Raw genomic sequence first — 26,362 nt, 5'->3', positions numbered from 1 at the left:
ACAACTATTTTTTCTCTATCTGTTCTATTCTTTTTTTCATTTCGGAATTTTCCTTTTTCATTTCAATCATGTATAAAGTCAATTCTTCAATTTTCTGTAAAAGCTTGGCATTCATATCTCCTAAATTGATTCCGTTTTTCAAAACTTCTTCTTCACTTGGAATATTTTCTAAATGCCCTTTTTCGGTAATATGCTTTTCGACCTGCTCAAGAGTTGGTAAATTGTATTCTTTTTTAAATACAAAGTCTGACCAGTTTAGCATATCTACTTTTACTTCCTGAGAATGTATTGTTCCTTTTACATCAAGTTTGTTTTTAGGGTTTGAGATGCCAATACCAACATTTCCATCCAGATCAATTCTCATGCGTTCTAAACCATAAGTTCCAAACACAATGTTTCTATTCATGTCCGGTACTGTCGAATAACCAGACAGATCTATATAGGATTTAATATTAGCATATGTTCCACCGCCCGCTGAAAGCCTTAAAAATCCATCATCATAACCATTTCCAGAACTGCTGTAAGCTCTTATTTCTCCATTAGTTAAAGTACCTCCCGCTATTGCCGGTCTTTGTTTGGTATTTGTCAGACCTCCATTCAGAGTTAAAGATCCGTTAACAGACAATTTACTAAAAGGGACATTAGTTCCAATACCAACATTTCCGGTATCCATAATAGTGAACTGATTACTGCATAGCCCTCCACTTACACAACCTAAATTGTCATAAGCCCAAAACTGCAGACTGTTTCCATAAGTACCTGTCATATTAAATATTGTCCAGTCTTTCGCTGTTCCATTTGCAGTTTTAGAAGAATTCATAATCTTCAAATTCCCTCCAATTGTACCCGAAACATCAGAAATAACACCACCTTGAAAAATCCCATTCCCTCTTACATCAAGAGCCTGCGAAGGTGTTAAAGTCCCAATTCCAACATTTCCTGTTGCTTCTAATTTATTCTGGGCAAAAGTTATCTGTGCAGCAAATGCCGCAAATAGTAAAAAAATCTTTTTCATAATTTAATTTTTTATGTTTGGTTTCGTTAGTGAAGTTTTTATTAAACTCCTTTATTTTTTTGCATTATAACCTCTACAAACAATTGATCTGCATTGGTTTTATAATTTCTTTTTTTTATGAAATTTAAATGTTTGATGTTTCCCAGCATAGGATTATTTTCTACTTTATTAAGCAGCGCCAGGCAGCCATTAAAAGAACCTTCTAATGAAAATGTGTAGCTTGTTGTGGTAAATCCTTTTTGAGAAATGATATGGGGTTCTTTAAAATCTACAATTTTTAAATGATAACTCTCGCTGTAAGAAGTAAGCTGTTTTAATAAATCATTCTGAAAAGATTCGGATATATTAACATCGTAATTAGATAATATCTGATCCAGTTGCTTTTCTTTTTGTGATAACTGAGCCATCATTCTGGGCATATCACTGTCAGCAGCTATCTCTTCCTGTTTCTTTTTATATTCGCGATAATAGTGTATCGTATTTGAAATGGCAAACGAATAACAAATATAAAGCACTATGCAAAATCCAACTATTAACAGTTTATTTCGTTTATTCAGTTTCATTTTATCTCAATGTTACATTAACAGAAAAGGTGGTTTCGTTTTCTTCATTTTTACCAAAATGGGTAATTAAAACCTTATCGACCCATTTTAATTTTTCAATCTCTTCTACCCACTTTGTAAAATCATTATTTGCTATTGTAGTTCCCGAAATTGTAATGATTTTGTCTTTGGTTAAGACCGGTTCCTCTGCCTTTATTTTCTTCTCTAACGGATTAAAAACTAATTCATTTAACAATATAGAAGACGGTACTTTTCCCGCTATTTCATTTATAATCAGAGAACTTTTTGAAGTCATTTTTCCATCAATATCCTTAACTTTTTCTTCTTTTACTATTATTCTCTGTTTTATTTTCGAAACGTCTTCTATTGATGATTTATTTACTAAAAGAGTTTCCGACGATTCCTGGGCCAGCTTGTAATAGTGAGAAAAAAACAGAAAATTGAGAACCAAAATTCCCAGCAGAACTCCAACCATTATTTTGATACTTTTGTTAAAAAAAGTTTTCTGATTAAAGTTATCATATAACTCATCGCTGTAAGCGATTATTGAGCCGGTATTTGAAGTATTGTTTACAATCAGCCTCAAAATACCAGAAAATGCCAACAGCTGGCGGTTTTCAATCTCAAGATCATTTATATTATAACTTACTGCAGTTTCTAAAGAGTTCAAACTAAGTATTTGATCTTCTTCTTTCGATATAAGCTGATGATTCGTGTAAAGTTTATTCTGATTCGTATATTCAACAATATCAGCAATAGAACAAACACCAAGACTTATTCCCGCTGCAGTTATTTTTTGATTTGTATAATTTTCTATTATTGTATTAACATATGATTTTCTCGCTATTGCGATTATCGATTTTGTTTTTAATCTCCAGATTTCATAATAAAAATCATCCCAGTTTGTATTGGGAAAAGATTTATGCAATAATTTTTCGTCAGACGCTTCAATACCTGAAACTTCTTTTTGAATAACCTGACTGGAATTAATAATTAGAAAAAAAGGCAGTTTTGAATCCCATTTTTCTGCTATTTTCCCATTATAACCAACGCGGTCTTTTTTACTGATGATAAGTCCTTCTTTTTTCTTTTCAACTAATAATAAGGCAGTTTTATCTTCATTATTTAAAGTAAAGTGTTCAACACCAATATACTGTTTTCCAAGTAAAAAATTATGTAAGGATAATACAGCCATTAGTAAATAACAGTAGGTTTAATTAATACACTTAATTTTTTCTTTGAATCTTCTCGTTTACGGGAGCTAAAAAACCATTTAATAATTGGAATTCTGGAAAGTAAAGGTACTCCGGTTCCTGAATCGTTTTTGATAGATTCTTCTAACCCGCCCAAAACAATTAAATCCTGGTCTTTTACCCTGATAATAGATGTAAATTCTCTTGAATTTATTCCCGGAGGAGCATCTTTATCTACTTTTTGCCCGTTAAAACTTGACTGGATTACTTTTATATCCATAGTAATTTGTCCGTTACCTGAAACCAATGGCATAATCGTTACAGATAATTCAGCGTCGATAGGCTGATAATTTTTCACTTCTGAAGCCTGTGGAATCTGCGAACCGTAATAATTTTGGTTCGTAACGACATAATAAGTTGTTTCACCAATAGAAAGATATGCTTTATGACCGTTTAAGGTAGATAATCTAGGGGAAGAACGAACTTTTACATTCCCATTTGTTTCCATTGCTTTTAGACTTAAATAGAAGTTAGGTACAACTTGTCCTATGTTCAAAGAACCAAATCCGCTGAAACCATCGATGATTTTATTGATTGTTGAGGCGCCTAAATTAATATCAGCAGTAGGAAAAACGGTTCCTGTTGTTGTTACTGGTTTATCTCCTATTCCTGCTTTTATTCCAGTTTCAACAGTGGCGCTTCTATTTACTTCCAGAAGCATAACTTCAATTAAAATTACAGGAACAGCTTTATCAATGTAACTAATGAAAGATTCGAATCGTTCAATATTTGCTGCAGGACCATTTACTAAAAAGCTGTTTAACTCCTTGTCTATTTTTATATCGAGATCTTTTTTAATCTCATCCGGAATAATGGTCAAAATAGATTCTGACGGATTACTTCTGCTAGTACCAGATGATGATGAATAGTTATTGCTGCTGTTTGTATTAAAATTACTGTTCTGGTTTGAATAATTAGAATTAGAGTTTGAATTGTATCGGTTACTGTTATCGTAAGAACTGTAATTGGAATAACTGTTTACATTGTTTAATCTTCCTGCACTTCTTCCTTCTTTTGAAGGATCGCTTAAAATTTCGATCGAACGATGCATCAACGGAATTGATTTTATGTTTCTAACCACTAACTGATCCTTCGTACCAAAATAGTACAATGCCCCGCTCTTTTTAAAAGTATATCCTCCGCCGGAAGACTGGGAAGGAACAGAAGAATTATTTGTATTGTACTGCTGCGAATTGTTTCCCTGAGAAGTATTATCCGGTTTTATCTCAAACAGTTTGACCAAAAGCTCATCAAAAGTGATGTTTTTTGCCTTAACAGTTCCGTTTCCTGCATTTTCTAACGGACTGGATATAAACATATCAATATCCAGTTCATGCCCAATATCATACACGATACTCGAAATTGGAGTATTTTCAAAATCAACATTCAGCAGTTTTTTATCCGCATCAACAACAGTAAAGAAAAAATTTGATTTACGAGGCCGCTGTGGTCTGTTTTGTCTGATACCACCATTTGGATCAGTGCCTCCTTCTGCAATAAAATTACCTTCTAACTTATCAAAAATATAGAAGTTATCTCTTGATTTATTCACACTTAAATTATTTGCAAAAGCCAGTTTATTTAAGGCTGCATCAAAGGGCATATTTTTAATGTAAACAGTCAATAACTGATTTTCTAAACCTGGAGCAAAAACAAGATTTCTACCGCTTTCATCCATTATTTTTCTAAAAACATCATATAATTTGTCGTCTTTCAGATTCAATGAAAGTAAATTATTTGCCAAATCATAAGAAACGTCGATAAATTTTTCTTTCTGAACTTCAGCTGGTTTTTCATAGGATTTAATTGCTAAAATGTTTCCTGTAAAATCGATTGTAAGATTGTATTCTTTACATAAAAATATAAGAAGATCACCTACTGTTACATCAGAAAAATTATTCACAATATTAATCTGATTCAGATTTGACGCTACACTAAAATTCAGTTTATGGATTTGAGAAACTGCCAATAAAAAACTGGATAACGAGGCTTCTTTTATATTAACGTTTACTTTTTCATTTAAACCGGGCGCATCAGCAGAAATGGATTCAATACTATTTTTAAGCTGTATTATCCGATTGTCCTGCGAAAAGGAAATCTGAAAAATTAGTATAAAAAACAGCGTAATTATCTTTTTCATGAAACTATATTGTATTGTAAGATTTTTAGTGTGTTTATTTACAAGAGTAGTGAAAAAACTTCATCTACAGAAGTAATTCCTTCTTTTATTAATAACAATGCATTACGTTTTAAGGTAAAAACATTTTTTTCTTCAAGGTACTCATTGATATCCAGCTGATTATTCTTTATCAGATTAGACAATTCTGATCCAATAGGTAAAATTTCATAAATAGCCTTTCGTCCTGAATATCCGGTATGATAACAATGCTCGCAGCCTGATGCTGTATAATGCGAAGTTAAATTTTTTGGAACTTCAAACCCTGTTGGAAAAATATCCGGAGATACAGGCTCTTCTGTTTTACAAGAATTACATAATTTTCGCACCAAACGCTGTGCAACACTCATATTAAGTGTACTGGCAATTAAAAAAGACGGAACTCCCATGTCTATTAATCGCGAAACAGTAGCCCAGGCTGAATTAGTATGTATCGTAGATAAAACCAAATGTCCTGTTAATGCCGCACGAATTGCCATATTGGCGGTATTTACATCACGTATCTCACCCACCATAATAATGTCCGGATCCTGACGTAAAAAGGTTCTTAAAGTTGCTGCGAAATCCAGTCCTATGTTTTCTTTTAACTGTACCTGATTTATTCCTTCCAGCGTATATTCGATAGGATCTTCGACAGTCAGGATATTTGTATTAGGAACATTTAACCCTTTTAAGGTGGCATACAAAGTGGTGGTTTTTCCAGATCCTGTTGGTCCTGAAATAAGAACAATGCCGTTTGGTCTTTTTATATTTTCAAGATATACAGCTAATTCTTTATCTGTAAATCCGAGTGAATTAATATTGATATGGCTGGTATCTTTACTCAAAATACGCAAAACGACTTTTTCGCCATGGAGTGTAGGCAGAACAGAAACACGGACATCAAAGTCCTCATAATCCGTAACCATCGTTATACGGCCGTCTTGTGGTAATCTCTTTTCAGAAATGTCAAGCTGTGCCCTAATCTTAATTTTATTTACGATAACCGGATATTCTTCTACCGAAATATGAAATTGTTCTTTTAATTTTCCATCTAAACGAAAACGCACCCTTGCATTTTTTTCATAAGGTTCAAAATGAATATCACTGCTTCCTATTTCTTTGGCATTCAGGACAATTTTCTCCAAAAAATCAGAGGTGTAATGAATCTCGGAAACATTATTGGAAGTCTTTCGATAGTTGGTACTTAAATATCGATTTATATTTTCTGTTGAATCGGTTTCTAACTGAACCTGAAAGCTGAGCAGAATACTTAATTCGTTCTGCAGACCTGCAATGTCTGGTGCATCTGTTTTAAGTACAACAACCTGTTGATTTTTTCCTATTGGAATTATTCGGTAGTAATAAGCCTGTTCTGATTTTACAAGCTGCTGAAATTCTATTGGAATGTCAAAATTTTCCATTTAGTATGCGTATAAAAAAGTATCATTATAACAAAGCGAAGCTGTATAAACGACACCAAAAAAAAGAGACATATATCCGGCAAGCGGAACAGATGACTGCTCTTTTTTATTACTTAAAATCAAATGCAAAATCAATGAAAAGAGCAGCGAAAATACAAATAAAACCAGGAAAGAAACAATTGAAAATGATGCTGCTATAAAAACAAAAAACAACACATCTCCTATCCCTATTGTATTGCTGAATTGTAGTTTTCTTAATTTTATATATATAAAACTGATCCCTAAGATCAATGTTACAAACAAGAGATTAAAACCTATATTAGTCAATGCGATTGAAAACGGAACCATTTTAAGCTGAATCCAAAAAGCCAGTATTCCGATTATTGGATATAAAAACCAATAAACCAGCCGGCTTTTAAAATCCTGATAAAGAACTATAGCAAAAACTATAACTAATATTAGTTTTAAATACCACATTAATCGTTTACGATTTGTTTTGGAACGCCATTCTGGTCAATTTCCCAAACATTAAAAACTCCGTTTCCGTTAAAATCTGTAATTGCGGTGGCTTTTACTTTAAACTCATTATTACTCGAATGCACAATTTCGTAAACGTAATTGGCACTTCCGTTTTCTTTTGTTGTTTTTGGTGCTTCAAAATCTATTTCGCTAAAATTAGGGCTGTATTTCGAATACATAAAATAATACTGTTTTTCGGCATTGTAAATAGCTTTTAACTGTACCTGTGCCTCTACACTTTTGGCCTTTGTAATTAAAGGCATCAGGTTTGGCAAAGCAATTAAAAGCAAAATTCCTATGATGGCAAGAACAATCAGCATTTCCTGAAGATTGAAAGAGGAGAGTCTCTTAAATAGATTTTTTTTCAAAACAAAAAAGATAAATTAATTTTTACAAATATATCTTTTTTATTGAGAAACAAGGAAGCGGGTATTGAGAAATAATTTGTTAATAATTTTACAGAAAAATAAGAAAAATTTTACTATAATTGTAAGTGTCATTTAAACACAAACATTTTCAAAACAACAACTTCACTGTCAGCAAATTACACACAAAAAAACTCTCAAAGCCAGTAATACTAATACATCACCAAAATGAAAATTAAATTTCTTATCACGATTTTACTTCTAAATCTGACACTCTACAGCCAAAAAACTACTGAATACGATTATGGAATTCCTTTACCTATGAAATACTCTGAATTTAAAAAACACAGACTAGTCTTCTATTGATATTCCTATACAATCAATCTTGATGACGTAAAAATACCAATTTAGCGAACAAATAACACGCACGTAATTATGGAGCGACAGATGAACGTTATTTGTATGAATCAGGGTTTCATAAAAAAATCGAAATCATATTGAGCGCGTGTAATAAAATTCCAGATATGCCTCATTAAAATACCTTATAAAATCTATTATAAAAAATGTTAGTTCCTATGTTTAATTTAATTGTAAAGAGTTCATTTAGATTTTTGTTCTCTCTGTTCTTTCTCTGTATAGTATCTTCCTCTAATGCCCAGAATACCGAAGGTTTTCTACCCAATATTACTCCCCCGTCTCCTGTTGCGGGCGAATTAGGTAAATACGGGAATGTTCCCGTAGGGCTATTTACGGGAGCACCCAATCTCTCAATCCCGCTGCTTAATTTTAAAACAAAAAATTTAGAGTCTCCCATTTCGCTTTCTTATGGCTCAAACGGGATCAAAGTTGACGAAGTAGCTTCAAACGTAGGTTTGGGATGGAATTTGATTTTTGGAGGTGTTATTACCCGTACAGTAAGAGATCAGAATGATGATAACCAGCGAATGGTTTATCCGCCGGATGACATACCCAATGCATCGTCTGACGATAGATTACAGTTTTACAGGGCTGCCGGACAGGAATTTGCTGATACTGAAAAAGATATCTACTCTTTTAATTTTAATGGCAATTCCGGAAAATTTATCTATGATAAAAATAATGTTCCGGTATTGGTTAACAATCAAAAAATTAAGATCGAAAGAACCGGAACAAATAATGCTGATTTTTTATTAACAACTGCTAATGGAATCAGGTATTATTTTACAGAAAAAGAAACTACTGCTTTTAGAAGTCAGGGAGCGGGACATTCAATTATTAGTGCAAGTGTAACAGCTTGGTATTTAACCCAGATGGTCCATCCTAACGGGTCAGTAGTTAATCTGGTGTATGAGGATAATTTTATGGATTATACAGCATCTAATTCGCAGACCCTTACAATGGCTTTTACACCGGGGCAGACCGGTTGCGGCAGGGATTTTTATATTAAAGCCCCTACTCTCAGCGGTATTGTGGCTCACGAAATGTCAGTTATAGGAAAAAGAATAAAAAAGATATACAGTAATAACAGTAAAGAAGGTTATATCACTTTTACCTATTTTACCGGAGGTATTAATGCAGAAGTAGAAGGAGACAGTAAAATAGAAACCCTTACTCACTATAATGAGAGTAATCAGGTAATTGAAAAAGTAAGTTTCAATTATCTAAAAACTGCAAATGGCCGTGTTTTTCTTCAAAACTTTACCTTCTTGGACCCTTCAAAAAAATATAGTTTTGAATATATAAACCAGTCGAATTTCCCAAAAAGACTTTCTGCCAGTCAGGATCACTGGGGGTATTACAATGGTAAAAGCAATGGCAATTTGATACCTAAAAATATTAGTGGTTACGGAGTAACCATTGATGAAACACAGTACAGTGGAGCAGATAAAGAACCGTATGCAGATTTTGCAAAAACAGGAATGTTAAGTAAAGTTATCTATCCTGCCAAGGGATATACTGAATTTGATTATGAAGGCAATACGTATTGGGGAGAACAAACCACTTATCCTGCCCGAAAAACGGATACCTATGTTAGAGGAGTTAATGATCGAGTTGATAGTAGAGTATATACCATGACCTCTCCAATAGCCCAAAGAGTTGAAATGTCCGGTCATGTCAATTATGTAAGTCCTAATGGACCTCCTAAAGTAGATGCAGAGGGGAAGCCTATATTTGATGATCCTTACGATACTGGACATGATATTGCTTCCGTACTGCTTAAATGTATAGACTGTACTTTACCCGACATTTCATTTTACACTTACAGCCAGTTTGGAACTCAGGTTAGTCATTCGCCATATAATTTTATAAGAAGAGAAAGTAATATTTTTTATTTTAATGCGGAAGCAGGAAAAACATATGAATTTCATTTTTTTAAAGGAGGGCCTTACACAAGTGCAACATTAAAAGCGACGTATTACGCAACAGCTCCTGTTAAAACGGATACTAATATTCCAACAGGAGGTGTACGTATTAAAACAACCAAAGATTTTTCGGGTACAGGAATAGCAGCAGGATACAAAAGATACTATTACGGACCTAAGGATGATCTGAATCACTCATCCGGCAATAAAGGGAAAATGCCTTTGTACATGGATAAATCTGTGAGAAGAGTTAGTTGTCCGCCCGGAGACGGACAGTTGGGGACAGCTTGCTGGTTTGCAGATTACGAGGATCTTGTGGTAAGTTCCAGTAGTATAATTTCTTTGTTTGATACCGGAAGCAGCAATTGTTTTTATAAATATGTGACCGTAAGCGAAGGAGGAGACAACTTCGAAAATGGAGGAGAAATGAAAGAATTTAAAATTCACAGAGATGTAACAGGTGCTTTGATTATAGGCGATTTAGATATTAAAAGTGCACCATTAACCAATCTTGGCTGGGATAACGGTCTTGAATTAAAGTCAGAAATATTTAAGAAAAAAGCATCCGGAGATGGCTTTATCACTATAGCAGAAAGCGAAAATACGTACAAACTTGATCCTTCGTATGGAGGAGAAGTTAGGTCTTTTTCTGTACGTAAAAATTTTAATGATCCCTGCGGTGTTGCTCAGTATGCAGAGAATTTAAGTATAGTAGAATATAAAACAAAACTGTACTGGCATTATTTAGAATCCTCAATCTCAAAAAAATACGATCTTGACGGATTAAACCCTGTTGAAACCCAAACGGTTTATAAATACGGTAATCCAAGCCATATCCAGCTTACTTCGCAGAGCACCAAATCATCGTTAAAAGAGAATCTGGAAACCCGATATTATTATCCTCATGATCTTCTTTCGGAGCCTTTTGTATCAGAAATGATTGCAGGGAACCGAATCGATACCCCGCTGAAAACAGAAACCTACAGAGGAACTGTAAAACAGTCTGAGCAAAAAACAGTTTTTGGCAAAGATGCCTCAACAGCAGATTTGTTACTGCCAAAATTTATTTATACAGCCAAAGTCACGAAGATCATTAGAGAAAAAAATCACCTTTGGCAAATATGATGAAAAAGGCAATATCCTTGAATATACTCCGGAGAACGGCACGCCTGTATCGATAATCTGGGGCTATAATAAAACCCAGCCTATTGCCAAGATAGAAAATGCGCTTTACAGCCAGGCTGCTTCTTACGCAGCTAATTTACAGGATAAATCAGATACAAAAACAGAAACCGAACTAAAAGAAGCCCTCGGTCTGTTTAGAACAGCACTGCCAAATGCCATGATTACAACCTATACTTATAAACCGCTTGTCGGGGTAAGCACCGTTACAGATCCTAAAGGCCAGACTACAACCTATACCTATGATGATTTTGGCCGTCTTGATGTTGTAAAAGATGCCAAAGGCAATATCCTTTCAGAAAACCAGTACCGTTACAAACAATAGAAAAAAACCAAAAGCACCATGAAAAATCTAATCAAATTCCTTTTGGTTTTGTTCCCTGTTATGGTAATGAGCCAGACCCAGAGTGAAAACTATGTTAAAACCGTTACCTACAAAGTGCCGGTTACACAGAAGATAGTGTCGCCTTCAATTTCGCAGGCATCACAGAGCACCACCTATTTTGACGGACTCGGGAGACCCATACAGAAAATAGACGGCCAGCAGTCCAAATCCGGAAAAGATATCGTAACGCATATCGAATACGACAGCTTAGGAAGACAGGTTGAAGACTATCTTCCTTTTAAGGCAGAAACCACCAATATGGCTTTTGAACCTTCGGGAAAAGCTAAAGTAATGAATTATTACAAAACCGCATCCGAAGCCGTTACCGGAAACTCCGCCATGGATATTACCGATTTCCCTTTCAGCCGAAAAGAACTTGAAGCATCACCTCTTAACCGTGTGCTTATGCAGGCCGCTCCGGGTAATGACTGGAGATCAGGATCAGGACATGAGATCAAAATCAGCTACCAGAGTAATGCCAAAGATGAAGTCAGGCTGTTTACTGCCAGTACATCCTGGGATGCTGCATCCGGCTTGTATACTATTTCTTTTAACAATAACGGCTTTTATGAAGCAAACCAGCTTTATAAAACCGTTACTTATGATGAAAACACCGCCCCGGCCGTAAAAGCCGGAATACAGGAGTTTAAAAACAAAGAAGGACAAATCGTGCTTAAAAGAACCTTTGATGCGGGTATAGAACACGATACCTACTATGTTTATGATATTTATGGAAACCTTACCTATGTAATCCCTCCAAAAGCGGTGGATTTAATTGGAGGTTCTTCAAGCACGCAGTCAGATGTAACCTCTACAGCCAAAGTAGAACCGGCAGGCACCCTGCATTTAACAGCATCAAACTCCATCAGGCTTCTTGACGGTTTTCATGCCAAGGCAGGAAGCACCTTCAGCGCGGTTATCGATGCCAATAAAGCTATCCTTGACGATTTGTGCTACCAATATAAATACGACCACAGAAACAGATTAGCAGAGAAAAAACTCCCGGGAAAACAATGGGAATTTATCGTATATGACAAACTCGACAGAGTCGTGGCCGCAGGACCTGCTAATTCCCCGTTTTCTGATTTAAATACTGCTGGGTGGATTATTACCAAATACGATGCCTTCAGCCGTCCGGTTTATACCGGCTGGTCGACAGCTTCCCCTGCCACGGCATCAGGAAGGATCACCCTGCAGACAGCGCAGAACAGTCCGTCGCTGACTGTACTGAACGAAACAAAACTAACCAGCGGAACAATAGACGGCATCCCGGCTTATTACTCCAATACAGTTTCGCCGACTAGTTTTAAACTTTTATCGGTTAATTATTATGACAATTATACCTTCCCTAGCACTCCTGCAATTGCAGTACCTGCAATTATCGAAACACAAAAAGTTCTCTCTGCCAGTGAGGTAAAAGGACTTCAGACGGCTTCATGGACAAGAGTGCCTTCGGCCAGCACGGCTGTTATGGGAGAAACCACTGCTACATTTTATGATGATAAAGCCAGACCGGTTCGTATTTATGCCATAAACCATCTGGGAGGCTATACCTATACCGACACCAAATTTGATTTTTCGGGTAAAACAGAATATACGATAACCAGACATAAAAGACTGGCAGGAGATACCGAGCTGAAAACAAAAGATACTTTTACCTATTCGCCCCAGGATCGTTTAATAAGCCAGACACACCAGATAAACGATGTGGCTGCAGAAGTTTTATTTACCAATACCTATGACGAATTAGGACAGCTTATTTCTAAAAAAACAGGCGGCGCTGTGCAGAACATCAATTATACCTATAACATCCGAGGATGGCTTACGGGGATTAATGATGTGACCTCACTTACAAAAGCAGGCGACCCTAAAGATCTCTTTGCTTTTAAGATTAATTACAATACACCTTCAACAGGCATTGCCAATGTAAAACCTCTATACAACGGAAATATTTCTGAAACCCATTGGGCAACCAATTCAGACAATGGTGTTATAAGAGCCTACGGCTATAAATACGATGATTTGAACCGATTAAAAGAAGGTTTATATAAAAAAGGAACAACATTAAATGCTTACAATGAAACTGTAGGCTACGACAAAAACGGAAACATAACCGGTCTTACTCGTAACGGAAACAGCGAAACGGTAACTCCAATTGATAATTTAGTTTATACCTATTCCAATACCAATAAAAGCAACCAGCTGGTAAAAGTTGCCGACAGCAGCAATAAAACAATAGGATTTATAGACGGCACCAACACAGGAGATGATTATACTTATGACCTAAACGGAAATATGATCTCTGATGCCAATAAAAACATAACGGCAATAACCTATAACCATTTAAATCTGCCGTTAAAAATTACCTTTGGCACCGCCGGGAATATTGTGTACCTTTACAATGCAGCGGGACAAAAGGTGCAGAAGACTGTAAGCGAAACAGGGAAAACTGCAGTAACTACAGATTATCTGGGAGGTTATCAGTATGAAAATGGCGTATTAAAATTTTTCCCAACTGCAGAAGGTTATGCTGAACCATCTGGAAGTTCTTATAAATATATTTATCAGTATAAAGATCATTTGGGTAACGTGCGTATCAGTTATGATAAAACTCTTGCCATTCAGGAAGAAAACAATTACTATGCTTTTGGTTTAAAACATTTTGGCTATAATGGAGGAATTATTTCCACAAATAATGCTTTAAAATACAAATACAACGGCAAAGAATTACAGGACGATAATATTGGAGGCTTTAAATTGAACATGTACGATTACGGTGCACGTAATTATGATCCTGCAATTGGACGATGGATGAATATTGATCCGTTGGCGGAAAAATCACGCAGATTTAATCCTTACACTTATGCTCTTGATAATCCCGTTTATTTTATTGATCCAGACGGAATGATTGCCGAACCTCCCGTTGGATTTGAAGCCGAAGATGCAACAATTCATGAAGATGAAGATGGAACTTGGGTTTATTCAAAATCTGATGCTATGTGGTATGGTATGTTGGGCTCAAAGAATATTGGAAATACTATTGAATTAGATGAAGTAGTTGTTGGTGATACTAAAAGTTCCTATGTGCCGTCGGGAGAGTATGGCCCCGCAATGCAACCATGGGATAGTGACAACAAATTTATGAATGGTTTGAGCAACACTGCGTTTGGAGTTGTTGCCACTGTAGGGGCTGTAGCTGCTATTCCGGAAACAGGAGGAGCATCGGGACTAGCCTTATCATTAACAATAGGACAAGTTTCTATAGGTCTTTCTCAAATGGCTGATTCCTTTAATGACAAACCCAACTCTGTTCTTCATAACTTTTCTTCTGTACCAGGTCTTATAGCTGGCCAAAATGGCAGTGAATATGCTCCATTGATCGACGTAGCTTCAGTGTGGGCAACAGGCAGTATTAACTCTCCAAATCTATTGGGAAATTATAATGGTTTAATAAGTTCTGCTAAAAATTTATCTCAAGGTCAAAACATGTTATACAATGGAATATCAATTTACAGTACTTATGGCACTGTAAATAGCGGAATATCTAGTTATCAAAATCTAAAAAAGTAAAGAAACATGATAATCGAAAGAAATAAAAAATATTTGTTATATAGAATTTTGATGTCTCATATTTTAATTCTTTTTATATATATCGGGGGAAATTTAACTCTTAGCAATATTCTACCTATATGGATAGTATCAGTTGTTTTGCCAAATTTCATTCTTTCCTTTCTTAAAAACTTAAAGGCAGTAGAAATTCATGATGATTATATCATATTAATCTTTAGCAAATATTTCAAGAAACACAAAGAGTCTTACAGATATACAGATTTAAGATTTACGTATAAAAATGAGTTTGAAGGAGCAAATTCAAGAGGTCTAAAATTTAGAATTTATAAGAAAGATATCGATAAAAGTATTGTTAACATAGGAGGTCTTATTGATGGCTGGTATGAGAACCAAATAATTGAAATAATAACTGAATTAGAGAAGAATAAGATTGAAGTATTATGAGATAAATACAAAGTAAGGTTGTGTTTATGTTTAGGTGTTTTTGCAAAATAGCAATGTAATTAACTAAAAAAGAATATAATTTTTTAATTATTAAGTAGTAAAAGAGACGACCTGTTGGCCGTCTCTAATTTTTCAATTTTTGACAAGCTTAAAATACAGTTATTATATCTCATTGAATATTCTATTCATATAATGACATTGAAATTGTCTTTTAAAAACACACAAAACTAACAATTGATAATCGAAAGATTAACAAACACAATTTTACAAAAAAATCAATGGTAAGACTATTCTATTACGCATCATTTTTATTATTGTTCATTTCCTGCCACGGACAGGAAAATACACAAGTAGAAAAAATAGATGTTTCAAAAATTAAAAAAATTACTATAACTAACAAAATAGATTGTAGTATACATAAATTAAAATCTGGTAAGATAATCATCGAAGATATACATCAAATAGAACAGATTATTAATTCTTTTACTTACTCTACTGTTATTAAAACGGGAGTAAATACTGGAGCTGGTTATGGTTTTTTTGAGATAGATTTTGATGAAGAGAAAAAAAATCATTATTACACTATAAATTATACAATTTATGATGGTGTTATATTAAGGAACGATAATAATGGAGATTTATTTAAAAATGATAAACTGGAAGGAATAGTTTATTCACTTTTTGTATCAAAGTAAAATTTCCCTAAGTTCTCAAAAAAAATCTAATTAAAAGTTGGCAAATGTCTCTTTGACTGCACCCAAAAGTTTTAGAAAAATTATAATTAATTATGATAATAATGAGCTCGATATTGTATCGGGCTCATTTCGTTATTGCAATATATTATTAGCAACTAATTTCTTCTTTTAATTGTATTTCATCAAGGATTTTATAGTTGTCGGCTTTGACAAAATTGCTGATATCAGTAATAATCTTATCTGCTTCTGAGCCTGCCTGTTTAAGAAGCTTGTCTGACATGAGAGATTTTACATCAGTAATATTATTACTCTGTACAGCCTTAAATAACTTATCATTTAAATGACTGATTTCTTCTCTTTTCTCCTTTTCAATATTTTCATTTTTCCAACTGCCGGTTGTTCCGACATTACAGCTTTGCAAAATCAAGATAATAAGAACCAGTACTACTTTTTTATATTTCATATTTAGATTGTTAACTAAATTTTCCTCTGACTGGCAGCTTTCTCAAGTAAAAGCTTATTTTCCTGAAGTATTTTATTATTATTCATTTTTAAATCATTTACTTTTTTATTCAGATCAATAACATACAAAGTCAGCTCTTCTATTTTTTGCAATAATTTTGAATTCATTTCACCAAGATTAATACCGTTTTTCAGGACCTCATCTTCATTAGGAATATTTTGCAGATACCCGTTTTCGGTAATATGTTTTTCAACTTCTTCGAGAGTTGGCAGGTTGTACTCTTTTTTAAACACAAAGTCCGGCCATTTTTCCATATCTACTTTTACTTCTTTAGAATGAATCGTACCATTCACTGCAAGTGCTGTATCAGGAGTATTTGTTCCAATACCTACCCTATCCTGCATAATACTCATGTATTGACGGGTTCCGGGAAAAACAACAGTTTCTAAAGGACTAATTGTGGTTTCGCTTTTTATTAAATTAAGATTTGCAGTACTGATAACCATTGTACCTTCAATTTTTATTATCAAAGTATTACCGGTACTTACCAAATGATAAATAGGAATACTGTTAGTATCATGATTAAAATCGCCAATATGCCATTGAGTTGCAACGGCTCCAAATGCGTCTGGAATTTCGGATGCCTGATGAAAGTATCCCCCGACATTATGACCTATCTGATATCTTTTTGTTAGTTTTCCCGTTGATATCTGATTATTATAAGCTGAAGTTATTGTAACTTCAAACCACCCCCATAACGGCGCACTTGGAAACTGAATATTTACTGCCTGATTTGACACTCCATTTGGAAAAGCCGGCGAACTTAACGTTATCTCAAAATGATTGCTGGTCTGTGAATAAACAGAAAAATGAGAACATAGTACAATAAAAATTGAAATCAGGAATTTATTCATTTTCGTTTGGAACATTTTATCTGTTTTTAAATTTATTAATTTCATTTTGAAGCTCAAGAATTTGATTGGAAATAATATCGTTAGATTCACCTTTCTTTTTCAATATTTCAATTTCTTTATTTTGTTTGATAATATACAAAGTAAGTTCTTCAATTTTCTGAAGCAGCTTTGCGTTCATTTCTCCCAGATTAATTCCGTTTTTTAAAACTTCTTCTTCATTTGGAATATCAGCTAAATGACCTTTTTCAGTTATATATCTTTCAACTTCTTCAAGTGTTGGCAGATGATATTCTTTTTTAAAAACAAAATCAGACCAGTTTTCCATATCAACTTTTACTTCCTGAGCATGCATCGTTCCTTTTACATCAAGCAGATTTTTAGGTGCTGCCGTTCCTATACCAACATTTCCGGAAGTAAACACCACATTTGTACCGGCAGTTTTCCAGTTATTAAGTGCTGGCGATAATAAGCCGGCATAAGGCGTAGTAGCTTCCGGATGAACAAAAAATAATTCAGAAATTCCAACATTTCCTCCCTGACCATTATAAAAAGTAAACTTAAGTTTAGTATAAGCCCCTCCCACCGGAATTGCTGAGACAAAATCACCTTTATTATAATCTACGGTAGAATAGTCAGCTATAACCCGCCAGACATTTACTCCGTTGTAAGCATCATATCCTTCTATTTTAAATCGGTTTGCCGGAAGATATCTTGTTGTCCAACCAACCCAGGCTCCCTTTTGTGTATGATAATTGGGTAAATCTTCGACAAGAACAACTATTGGATTATCAGGAGTAACACCCGAAGCATAATACGGGTTCATGCTTCCGTCAAATAACATTGGAAGGCTGACCACTGGTCCCTGCGTCGAGACTTTATAACGGGTTGCCGCGTTAAACAAAACGTTATGCTCCCATCCTACCGGAGCTGCATTTGTTGTAATAGTTTGTGCGTTTCCAGTATGGCATAAAACCAATCCAAGGAAAAATAAAATTCTTTTCATTAGTATATTTTTAGGAAAACAAATATAAGATATTACTCCATAAATAATCAGTTTGTTAAAATTAACTTCCTAAAAAAATAAAGATTTGATTTTAACACTATATTACATCAATTTCATTAGATTTGTTAAAAAATAATTAATATTAAAGTCAGCAATAATGCGTATTCACAATGACTTTATCTTTATCAAAATCATATAAAAAAACGAATATATTATGTTAAAAAAAACTGTTGTCCTGATAGTGCTTATTTGTTGTGCATGCCAGACAACTAAAATTAAAAATGACGACTACAAATTTTCATCTTCGGTTGTAGAATTAGGAAGCATAGGAACATCCAAATTATCATATCATCTGAATGTATTTGAACCTAAAGCACTGCCTAAATTAGAAAACAATATAAGGGTCGAAATTGGAGTGGTTCCTTATAACAAAAAATTAAATAAAATATACGTATCGAAAGCAAAATACAACCAAAACCAGACAAAAGTTGCTTTTATTGACAGCTTGCCTGTTAAGCCTGAACTGGTAACCATTAAGATTTTAGATATTGCAGGTCTGGTGCAGGAAATTAACGCTGATTATAATGCAAATATTCTGAAATTATTGACGGATACTCAAAAATTAAAAATCATTTCAAGTCTTGCCGTAAGTTTACCTGTTGACGAAATTGCAAAAATCAGACAGTCAGATGCATTTTATTTAACTAACAATCAATACAAAAAATATACAATATCGTTATACAAATCAGGTAAGAAAATAGATAGTATCGACATAAATCCCGAAACTATCGTAGCTTATCAGGTTAGTTCATTCTGCTGGGTTAAATCAAGTAAAGGCAGCTGGAATGTTGCCGATATTGTAAACGAAAACAATAAATGCTCTGGAATAACTACACAAAAAATAAATGAAAAGAAAAACACTAAGGATTTATTTGATATGTAAATCTGTTTCTTTTTAAATAAAGTCTCTAAATATTATGAATAAATTTTCCTTTACCTATTTTTCGTTCCTTATCTTTTTTAGTTTTATTTCCTGCGAAGAAATATTAATTGTTGAAGATATTTCAAAAAGAGAAGTTGTTTTAACAGCTCCTGCAAACAATGCCGCTTTATCATCTTCCGGGGTAACATTCTCATGGGAAGCCGTAGATGATGCAACTAAATATCAGCTGCAAATCGCAACTCCCAATTTTGATGCTCCATTACAGATAGTTACAGATACAACAGTTACAAAAAACTCGTATACGCAGCAGTTAAATATTGGAAAATATGAATGGAGAGTAAGGGCTCTTAACAGCAGTTATGAAACAGCCTATTTCAGAAAAAGCTTTGAAATTTTGAACAATGATGACTTTCAAAATAATACGGTTGTTTTATTAACTCCCAGCAATAATTTAACTACTAAAACTGCTTTACAAAAGCTGTCATGGGATGCTATTATTGGCGCAGTCAATTATCAGCTTCAAATTTTAGACGAAAGCAATACTTTGGTAAAAGAACAAAGTACAGAGGCGACTTTTATCAATTTTACTTTTGATGAAGGGAAATATACATGGAAAATTAGAGCCAGCAATGGAACAGAACAGACATTATATACTTCAAGATCTATTACTGTTGACACCAAAGCGCCCAACACTCCTACTCTTTCCAGTCCTGCAAATGCAAGCACTACTACAAATACCAGCATTAATTTTCAGTGGAGCAGAACGCCAATAGCCGGTACTGCCGAAAGAGACAGTATTTATGTTTATACCGGAAGCACTTTAACAAATTTAAATTTTAAAGACAGAGGTACGAGTCCATACAATAAAACATTAACTACGGGCACGTACTACTGGTTTGTAAAATCATTTGATGATGCCGGAAATGAAAGCGCCAGAAGTACTGTTTTCAATTTTACGATCAACTAAAACAAACCTTCTTTATACCGTTAAATTACTCATTATTATGAAAAAAATACTTTTTTTAACAATCATTCTTTTCATCATCAATATTTCAACTAATGCTCAAGTTACCACATATAACAATGTCTCAATAGGTACTGATTCGCCTAATTTGGGAATAAAAATAAAGCCTAACTTTCCGGGTGTTACTGGCGGCTGGGCAAGAGGTTATCATGTAACTAATGAAACCGGAGATCAAAATTATATTTCTCTTGGTACTCTTGGTACAGTTACTAATGGGGTTACTTCTGTCACTAATAGTTATATTGGAGTTGGTCATAATAATCAATTTATGACTTTTCTGCCAAATGGAAACATTGGAATCAAAACTTCCAATCCTCAAAGTATTTTACAAATTGGCGATTTTGCAAAAAACTCAGCCAACAAAATTAGTATTCCAGGTACTTATAACTTCGAAGAAATAAAATTAGGACAATACGGAAACGGACAAAGCGGTCTGGAAATTATTACTCATACCAATGCCAACAGTTCCTTTGGTGTGCGATTGTATGCAGGAACCGATACTGGTATGAATGGTTTATTATTTCAAACTGCTGATCCGGCTGCCTCTGCTCAAAACCTGACATATTCAACTAAAATGGCAATCGCTCTAAATGGCAATATTGGTATTGGAATTATAAATCCCGCAAACAAACTAGATGTAAACGGAACTATTCATTCCAAAGAAGTAAAAGTGGATATGAATGGATGGTCTGATTTTGTCTTCAAAAAAGAATACAATCTTCCAACACTTGAAGAGGTAGAAAAACATATTAATGAAAAAGGACATTTAAAAGACATTCCAAGTGAAGAAGAGGTTCTCAAAAATGGAATTAGTTTGGGAGAAATGAATACAAAATTACTTCAAAAAATAGAAGAAATGACGCTTTATATCATTGAGATGAAGAAAGAAAATGAAAAACAAAATAAAAAAATACTATCACTTGAAAAAATAATGAAGCAAAATGAATAAAATAATAAAACTATTGTCATTAATATTATGGTTATCTGTACCTGTATCTATAAATGCACAAACAATAACACCTTTAGCAGGAGATTATAAAATAATTGATATTGGAGGAAATGGCGGGGGAAATTACACTAAAAATTTAATTCTACTGCATCAAATGTATGATGAAACAGGCATAAACATGAATAATGCAGTGGGTACAATAACAGCGTTTAGGGGTGCTGCTGGAGCTAGTAATAGAATAAATATTGTAGAAATAAATTCTTCGTCTGCCTATTTGACTACATCTGCTCTTATTAAATCCAGAGATAATAACAGCAGCTGGGTATTAAAAACCTGCATTTATAACGGAAAAAAATATCTGGCACTAGATGTTCCCTATTCTGCTGCCTATCACAATTGGGGGTTCAAATTTTCGGGATGGACAACTTCTACCGGAGAAAATATGAAATCTGTAGCTTACCAAAAAGACGGAGTTGCTATTAACACAGATGTTCTTTCTGATATTCAGGATTATAGTCCAAACATGAATGAAACTCTTCATGTTAATAAACTTCTTATAATGGGAAATAATGTTGGAATAGGAATAGCAAATCCAACAAATAAATTAGATGTAAACGGAATCATTCATTCCAAAGAAGTAAAAGTGGATATGAATGGATGGTCTGATTTTGTCTTCAAAAAAGAATACAATCTTCCAACACTTGAAGAGGTAGAAAAACATATTAACGAAAAAGGACATTTAAAAGACATTCCAAGTGAAGAAGAGGTTCTCAAAAATGGAATTAGTTTGGGAGAAATGAATACAAAACTGCTTCAAAAAATAGAAGAAATGACGCTTTATATGATTGAGATGAAGAAAGAAAATGAGCTCCTGAAAACCAATCAAAAAGTATTAGAAAAAAAAATACAACAAATCGAAAACAAATAAATAATGAAAAAATTAGTAATTCTTGCTGCCTTCATTTTCCTTGCACAATATAGTTTTGGACAAATTACAGGCAGCTTTAACGTTGGGGGTGATATTGACAAATTTTATCCTGTGACTTTTAACGATGGTGGATGGATTAATAATTCACCTACAAACTTAAAATTAGGCCGCAGTAATGTTCACTTTAATTCTGATTGGAGAGGTTCGCTTATGGCTAATATTAATTATCATGTAACAAATTATGGTCACGGATCTAACTTTATAGATGCAGAAATAAAACCTTCGATCGGTCTAAATACCAGTTTCATAGCCGGCTGGCGAGATGCCACACCAAACGGCACTTGTATTTGTATCATTATATGGTTAAGAGGTGGAGGAACTACTTATTACTACCAGTCCAATTATGCTGTAAATCCAACAATTTATGATGGTGTTCAAAATGTGCTTCCATATAAAGAAGTCAATGGACCTTCTCACAGCTTTAAAACAGCCATCGATGAAAACGCAATAACCACTGGAATTTATCAAGGTAGAAACGCCTATTTTATGTCAAATGTTGGTATTGGCACAACGATTCCAGATGAAAAACTAACTGTAAAAGGCAAAATTCATACACAAGAGGTAAAAGTTGATATGACTGGACCGTTAGTCCCTGATTATGTATTTGCTGATGACTATAGATTAAGATCATTACAGGATGTTGAAAACTATATCAACGAAAATAAACATTTACCAGAAATTCCATCTGCACAGGAAATAGAAAAAAATGGTTTAATGCTGGCTGAAATGAATATGGCTTTACTTAAAAAAATTGAGGAATTAACACTTTATATGATCGAACAGAATAAGCAGATTAAAAACCTTGAAAAGAAAATCGAAACAATTTCAAAAAAATAAATTAACATGAAAAAAATAATATTCCTTTCTATACTAATTATTTCTGCTACTATAAAGCTTTCTGCTAAAATCAATAATAAAACTTCATTGATTTACGCAGCTGAATATGAAAGCAGCGTTACTTTTCCGGCAGGTTATGCAATCGGCGATTATATCGAATTTTTAAGAGTAAATCCAACATCTGCTGGTGCAAGCGGTTATTATCAAATTTCAATAAGTTATACAAGAGGAAATGTAGCATCTGCGGCAACGCACATTGCATCTATTAGTCACTTTAATCCAGCCTTATGGAGAGAAACAGGACGAATCAATAATAATCCCTATACGGGCACTGGTACAAATTTTACTGTTGACTGCAATACCGAATCTGCAAATCCAAGATTTAGAATAAGAGCGGTTAATACTTTAGGAATAAACACTGCTATTACTGTATACATAAAAGTTACTTCCATAAATGTAAATGGAAATTTCAATCCTTTAAATATTACTGGAAATGACGTGAGCGTTTCCAAGTTCCTCCCAATGACATCAGACTGGGATTTATATGTGGGAAACGTTTTTACTGCAAACACTGCAACCTTAGCAATTAAAGCAATTCAAAACGGAAATGTAGGTATCGGAACGGCAAATCCAACTTCTAAATTGACTGTCGCAGGCAATATAGCTTCACGCGAAGTAAAAGTATCAGTCGATGCAGGAGCAGATTTTGTTTTTGAAAATGATTATAAACTCCCATCTCTGAATTCTGTAGAAAAATTTATAGCCGAAAACAAACATCTTCCGGAAATAGCTTCGGCAAAAGAAATGCAAAAAGAAGGAATTAATTTATCTGAAATGAATATCAAACTTCTTCAGAAAATTGAAGAATTGACTTTGTATATGATTGAGCAGGAAAAGAAAACTGAAAAACTGCATCAATATATTCTGGAACAAAATAAAACTATTTCAGAGCAAAGTAAACGTTTAGAAAAACTTGAAAAATAAAACTATCATGAGTCCTCAAGTTTAATCATAATCTTAACTCATTATTCAAGCAATAAATGCAGCTTCAAATTTTACACAACAGTTATATCGATTTACAATATATTTTTTACCAGTTTATAAATTAAACAAAAAAACATCCTTAATTAAACTTTATATATATGAAATTTAAAAATCTGGCATTTTCGGTCTTATTCTTATTCATAAATCTATTGGTATACTCACAAAATGATATAAACCAAAATGGATTAAAAACTACAGTAATCACAAACCTATACACCACAGATACTCAAGCCAAAAGATATCAGATTGCTTCAATTGGATACAATTCTTTTCATTGGCAAAGCGGAGGTCTTGTAATTATTGAGTTATTTCAGACATCTTATGGAACAGGATATGAAAAATATATCATTGAAAATGGATATTCACAGGGAGCAAATTCAGGATCTCCCGCTCTAAAACTTGTTGAATCACAGGGTGTATACCATTCCGGAAAAATAGCTGTAGGTGTGCCTACGGATCTAACTACAAGTATGGGAGATAAAATAAATAGAGCATTACCAATATATTTTGATGTTAGATATTATGCTACTTATAGAATTAGGCTTACTTATCTGCAAGAGAAAGTCGATGTTGTAACTAACATTAATCAAATTTCTATTAATCAAAATCCCGTTGCAGTAAATATTCAGGATTTTTCAGTATCAGATGGTTTAACAGCAAATTTACGATTAACCGGAGCAGGAAACCATTACATCCAAAATGGAAGTTTAGGAATTGGCACAACAACAATGGGATCTCACAAGCTGGCTGTAGAAGGTTCAATTGGTGCCAGAGAAGTTAAAGTAACCGCAACAGGCTGGTCTGATTTTGTTTTCAAAAAAGAATACGATCTGCCAACCCTTGAAGAGGTAGAAAAACACATTGCTGAAAAAGGACATTTAAAAGATATTCCTAGTGAGGAAGAAGTTCTTAAAAACGGAATTAACCTGGGAGAAATGAATTCTAAACTTTTACAAAAAATCGAGGAATTGACGCTTTATATGATCGAAATGAAAAAGGAGAATGAAAAACAAAATGAAGAAATAAAAGATCTTAAAGATCAATTATCTTCTAAAAAACAAAAATTATGAAACTCAAAAATATCACATTAATAGCAATATTCTTTACCGGAATATTTTCATATGCACAACAAATTGGAGATGGATATGCTCCTGTAGTTATTCCTGATTTTTCAGCTCCTCTAAAGTCAGGAATTTACAATGGTCTTAATACTTCTACAACTGGTATGACTCCCGATGATAGTCAGATATGGCATCACTTATTTACAATGAGACATATTAATACCACAAATAATTATCAACTTCAAATAGCTTCCTCTTTTACCGTAAATGAGCGCTTGTTTTTTAGAAAAATTGCTGCTGGTTTAGTTTCATCAAACACAGCATGGATTGAATTAGCTACTCGCAGCACGAATACCTTTACAGGAAATCAAATTGTGAATGGAAATTTTGCTATTGGATCAACTTCAGCTAACGCCCCATTAGATGTCACAAGTAATTCATTAGCACAAGGTATAATAGTAAGAGCCAGATCTCTAAATGATTATAGTAATCTATTATTTTATAATACTTCAGGTTCAACTGGATTAGGGGGAATTGGAATGGCATCGAGCAGAATTAGAATAATGAGTGGCGGCGTTGGAGATTCTTACGAAAGAGTTTCAATAACAGCAAATGGTTTAATTGGCATTAACTCATTAAGTCCTTTAAATACGTTTGAGGTTAAAGTTCCAACAAGTACCGGTTCATCCAGTTCAGATGGCATTTCAATACACGATGGAGCAACTAATAGATTAGGCATTAACATTGGTGTAAATTCTCAGAATGAAAATTCATACTTACAGGCTGTCAAAGGCGGCGTTGGACCTAAAAATATAATAATCAACCCTGTTGGTGGAAACGTTGGCATTGGCACAACAACAACTGGAACTCACAAGCTGGCTGTAGAAGGCTCAATTGGTGCTAGAGAAGTTAAAGTAACCGCAACAGGCTGGTCTGATTTTGTTTTCAAAAAGGAATACGAACTGCCAACACTTACAGAAGTAGAAAAACACATTGCTGAAAAAGGACATTTAAAAGATATTCCTAGTGAGGAAGAAGTTCTTAAAAACGGAATTAACCTGGGAGAAATGAATTCTAAACTTCTTCAGAAAATCGAGGAATTAACCCTCTATTCTATTCAGCAGAACAAAAAAATTGAAGAACAGGCTAAAGAGATTGAATCTTTGAAAAGTCTGGCCTTGAGAATCGCAAAAATTGAAAATGAATTAAATCAGAAATAATTCA

Annotated in this window: 23 protein-coding genes; 13 read left to right on the top strand and 10 right to left on the bottom strand. The window is 34.0% G+C overall.

The window, feature by feature from the left end; all coding sequences use genetic code 11:
- Nucleotides 1-4 precede the first annotated feature (4 nt).
- The 7 genes from OZP11_RS20885 to OZP11_RS20855 are packed head-to-tail and all read right to left on the bottom strand — an operon-like array spanning nt 5 to nt 7,297.
- On the bottom strand, nt 5-1,015 hold the full coding sequence (locus OZP11_RS20885; protein WP_281232427.1) for a hypothetical protein: 1,011 nt from the start codon (nt 1,013-1,015) through the stop codon (nt 5-7).
- Nucleotides 1,016-1,056: 41 nt separating this feature from the next.
- Nucleotides 1,057-1,578: a general secretion pathway protein gene (locus tag OZP11_RS20880; protein ID WP_281232426.1), complete on the bottom strand. Its 522-nt coding sequence runs from the start codon at nt 1,576-1,578 to the stop codon at nt 1,057-1,059.
- Between the two features lies 1 nt (nt 1,579).
- A complete protein-coding gene (locus OZP11_RS20875; RefSeq protein ID WP_281232425.1) occupies nt 1,580-2,773 on the bottom strand; it encodes a general secretion pathway protein in 1,194 nt (397 codons plus the stop codon).
- The gene (locus OZP11_RS20870) at nt 2,773-4,971 is read right to left on the bottom strand and encodes a type II secretion system protein GspD (RefSeq protein ID WP_281232424.1); all 2,199 of its coding nucleotides are present in this window, start codon (nt 4,969-4,971) and stop codon (nt 2,773-2,775) included. The genes OZP11_RS20875 and OZP11_RS20870 overlap by 1 nt, the downstream gene beginning before the upstream one ends.
- A gap of 38 nt (nt 4,972-5,009) precedes the next feature.
- Nucleotides 5,010-6,410: a GspE/PulE family protein gene (locus OZP11_RS20865; protein WP_281232423.1), complete on the bottom strand. Its 1,401-nt coding sequence runs from the start codon at nt 6,408-6,410 to the stop codon at nt 5,010-5,012.
- Entirely contained in the window at nt 6,411-6,887 is a 477-nt protein-coding gene (locus OZP11_RS20860) for a general secretion pathway protein (RefSeq protein WP_281232422.1), read from the bottom strand.
- Nucleotides 6,887-7,297, bottom strand: a complete 411-nt coding sequence (locus OZP11_RS20855) for a prepilin-type N-terminal cleavage/methylation domain-containing protein (protein WP_281232421.1) — start codon at nt 7,295-7,297, stop codon at nt 6,887-6,889. The genes OZP11_RS20860 and OZP11_RS20855 overlap by 1 nt, the downstream gene beginning before the upstream one ends.
- A 572-nt stretch (nt 7,298-7,869) precedes the next feature.
- Between OZP11_RS20855 and OZP11_RS20850 the strand changes: the two genes are divergently transcribed.
- From OZP11_RS20850 to OZP11_RS20830, 5 genes are all read left to right on the top strand, one after another.
- Nucleotides 7,870-10,761 carry a hypothetical protein gene (locus OZP11_RS20850; protein ID WP_281232420.1) on the top strand — a complete coding sequence of 964 codons (2,892 nt, stop codon included), beginning with the start codon at nt 7,870-7,872 and terminating at the stop codon, nt 10,759-10,761.
- Entirely contained in the window at nt 10,658-11,143 is a 486-nt protein-coding gene (locus OZP11_RS20845; protein WP_432419644.1) for an RHS repeat domain-containing protein, read from the top strand. Before OZP11_RS20850 ends, OZP11_RS20845 begins: the two co-directional genes overlap by 104 nt.
- An 18-nt stretch (nt 11,144-11,161) precedes the next feature.
- A complete protein-coding gene (locus OZP11_RS20840) occupies nt 11,162-14,773 on the top strand; it encodes a DUF6443 domain-containing protein (RefSeq protein WP_281232419.1) in 3,612 nt (1,203 codons plus the stop codon).
- Between the two features lie 6 nt (nt 14,774-14,779).
- Nucleotides 14,780-15,217, top strand: coding sequence for a hypothetical protein (locus tag OZP11_RS20835; protein ID WP_281232418.1), 438 nt, complete (start codon nt 14,780-14,782; stop codon nt 15,215-15,217).
- A 278-nt stretch (nt 15,218-15,495) separates the two neighbouring features.
- Nucleotides 15,496-15,912 carry a hypothetical protein gene (locus OZP11_RS20830; RefSeq protein WP_281232417.1) on the top strand — a complete coding sequence of 139 codons (417 nt, stop codon included), beginning with the start codon at nt 15,496-15,498 and terminating at the stop codon, nt 15,910-15,912.
- Between the two features lie 148 nt (nt 15,913-16,060).
- Here OZP11_RS20830 and OZP11_RS20825 read toward each other — a convergent pair whose 3' ends face one another.
- The 3 genes from OZP11_RS20825 to OZP11_RS20815 are packed head-to-tail and all read right to left on the bottom strand — an operon-like array spanning nt 16,061 to nt 18,292.
- The gene (locus OZP11_RS20825; RefSeq protein ID WP_281232416.1) at nt 16,061-16,375 is read right to left on the bottom strand and encodes a hypothetical protein; all 315 of its coding nucleotides are present in this window, start codon (nt 16,373-16,375) and stop codon (nt 16,061-16,063) included.
- Between the two features lie 14 nt (nt 16,376-16,389).
- Nucleotides 16,390-17,304 (bottom strand): hypothetical protein, encoded by a 915-nt coding sequence (locus tag OZP11_RS20820; RefSeq protein WP_281232415.1) that lies wholly within the window; start codon nt 17,302-17,304, stop codon nt 16,390-16,392.
- A gap of 1 nt (nt 17,305) precedes the next feature.
- Nucleotides 17,306-18,292, bottom strand: coding sequence for a hypothetical protein (locus tag OZP11_RS20815; RefSeq protein WP_281232414.1), 987 nt, complete (start codon nt 18,290-18,292; stop codon nt 17,306-17,308).
- Between the two features lie 214 nt (nt 18,293-18,506).
- On the opposite strand from OZP11_RS20815, the gene OZP11_RS20810 reads away from it, so the two are divergent.
- The 8 genes from OZP11_RS20810 to OZP11_RS20775 all read left to right on the top strand — a co-directional run bounded on the left by OZP11_RS20810 (nt 18,507) and on the right by OZP11_RS20775 (nt 26,358).
- A complete protein-coding gene (locus tag OZP11_RS20810) occupies nt 18,507-19,235 on the top strand; it encodes a hypothetical protein (RefSeq protein ID WP_281232413.1) in 729 nt (242 codons plus the stop codon).
- 34 nt (nt 19,236-19,269) lie between these two features.
- Entirely contained in the window at nt 19,270-20,202 is a 933-nt protein-coding gene (locus tag OZP11_RS20805) for a hypothetical protein (RefSeq protein WP_281232412.1), read from the top strand.
- A 37-nt stretch (nt 20,203-20,239) separates the two neighbouring features.
- Nucleotides 20,240-21,208, top strand: a complete 969-nt coding sequence (locus OZP11_RS20800; protein WP_281232411.1) for a hypothetical protein — start codon at nt 20,240-20,242, stop codon at nt 21,206-21,208.
- Nucleotides 21,201-22,136, top strand: coding sequence for a hypothetical protein (locus OZP11_RS20795; protein ID WP_281232410.1), 936 nt, complete (start codon nt 21,201-21,203; stop codon nt 22,134-22,136). Before OZP11_RS20800 ends, OZP11_RS20795 begins: the two co-directional genes overlap by 8 nt.
- Before the next feature lie 3 nt (nt 22,137-22,139).
- The gene (locus tag OZP11_RS20790) at nt 22,140-23,033 is read left to right on the top strand and encodes a tail fiber protein (RefSeq protein ID WP_281232409.1); all 894 of its coding nucleotides are present in this window, start codon (nt 22,140-22,142) and stop codon (nt 23,031-23,033) included.
- A 6-nt stretch (nt 23,034-23,039) separates the two neighbouring features.
- Complete coding sequence (locus tag OZP11_RS20785) at nt 23,040-24,017, top strand: hypothetical protein (RefSeq protein ID WP_281232408.1); 978 nt, start codon at nt 23,040-23,042, stop codon at nt 24,015-24,017.
- Nucleotides 24,018-24,175: 158 nt separating this feature from the next.
- Nucleotides 24,176-25,147 carry a hypothetical protein gene (locus OZP11_RS20780; RefSeq protein WP_281232407.1) on the top strand — a complete coding sequence of 324 codons (972 nt, stop codon included), beginning with the start codon at nt 24,176-24,178 and terminating at the stop codon, nt 25,145-25,147.
- The gene (locus OZP11_RS20775; protein ID WP_281232406.1) at nt 25,144-26,358 is read left to right on the top strand and encodes a hypothetical protein; all 1,215 of its coding nucleotides are present in this window, start codon (nt 25,144-25,146) and stop codon (nt 26,356-26,358) included. The genes OZP11_RS20780 and OZP11_RS20775 overlap by 4 nt, the downstream gene beginning before the upstream one ends.
- The last annotated feature ends 4 nt before the right edge of the window (nt 26,359-26,362 follow it).

The sequence above is a fragment of the Flavobacterium gelatinilyticum genome (genome assembly GCF_027111295.1).
GTDB classification, from domain to species: Bacteria; Bacteroidota; Bacteroidia; order Flavobacteriales; family Flavobacteriaceae; genus Flavobacterium; species Flavobacterium gelatinilyticum.
The sequence above is the reverse complement of the archived record's forward strand: the minus strand, read 5'-3'. Positions and strand labels throughout refer to the sequence as shown.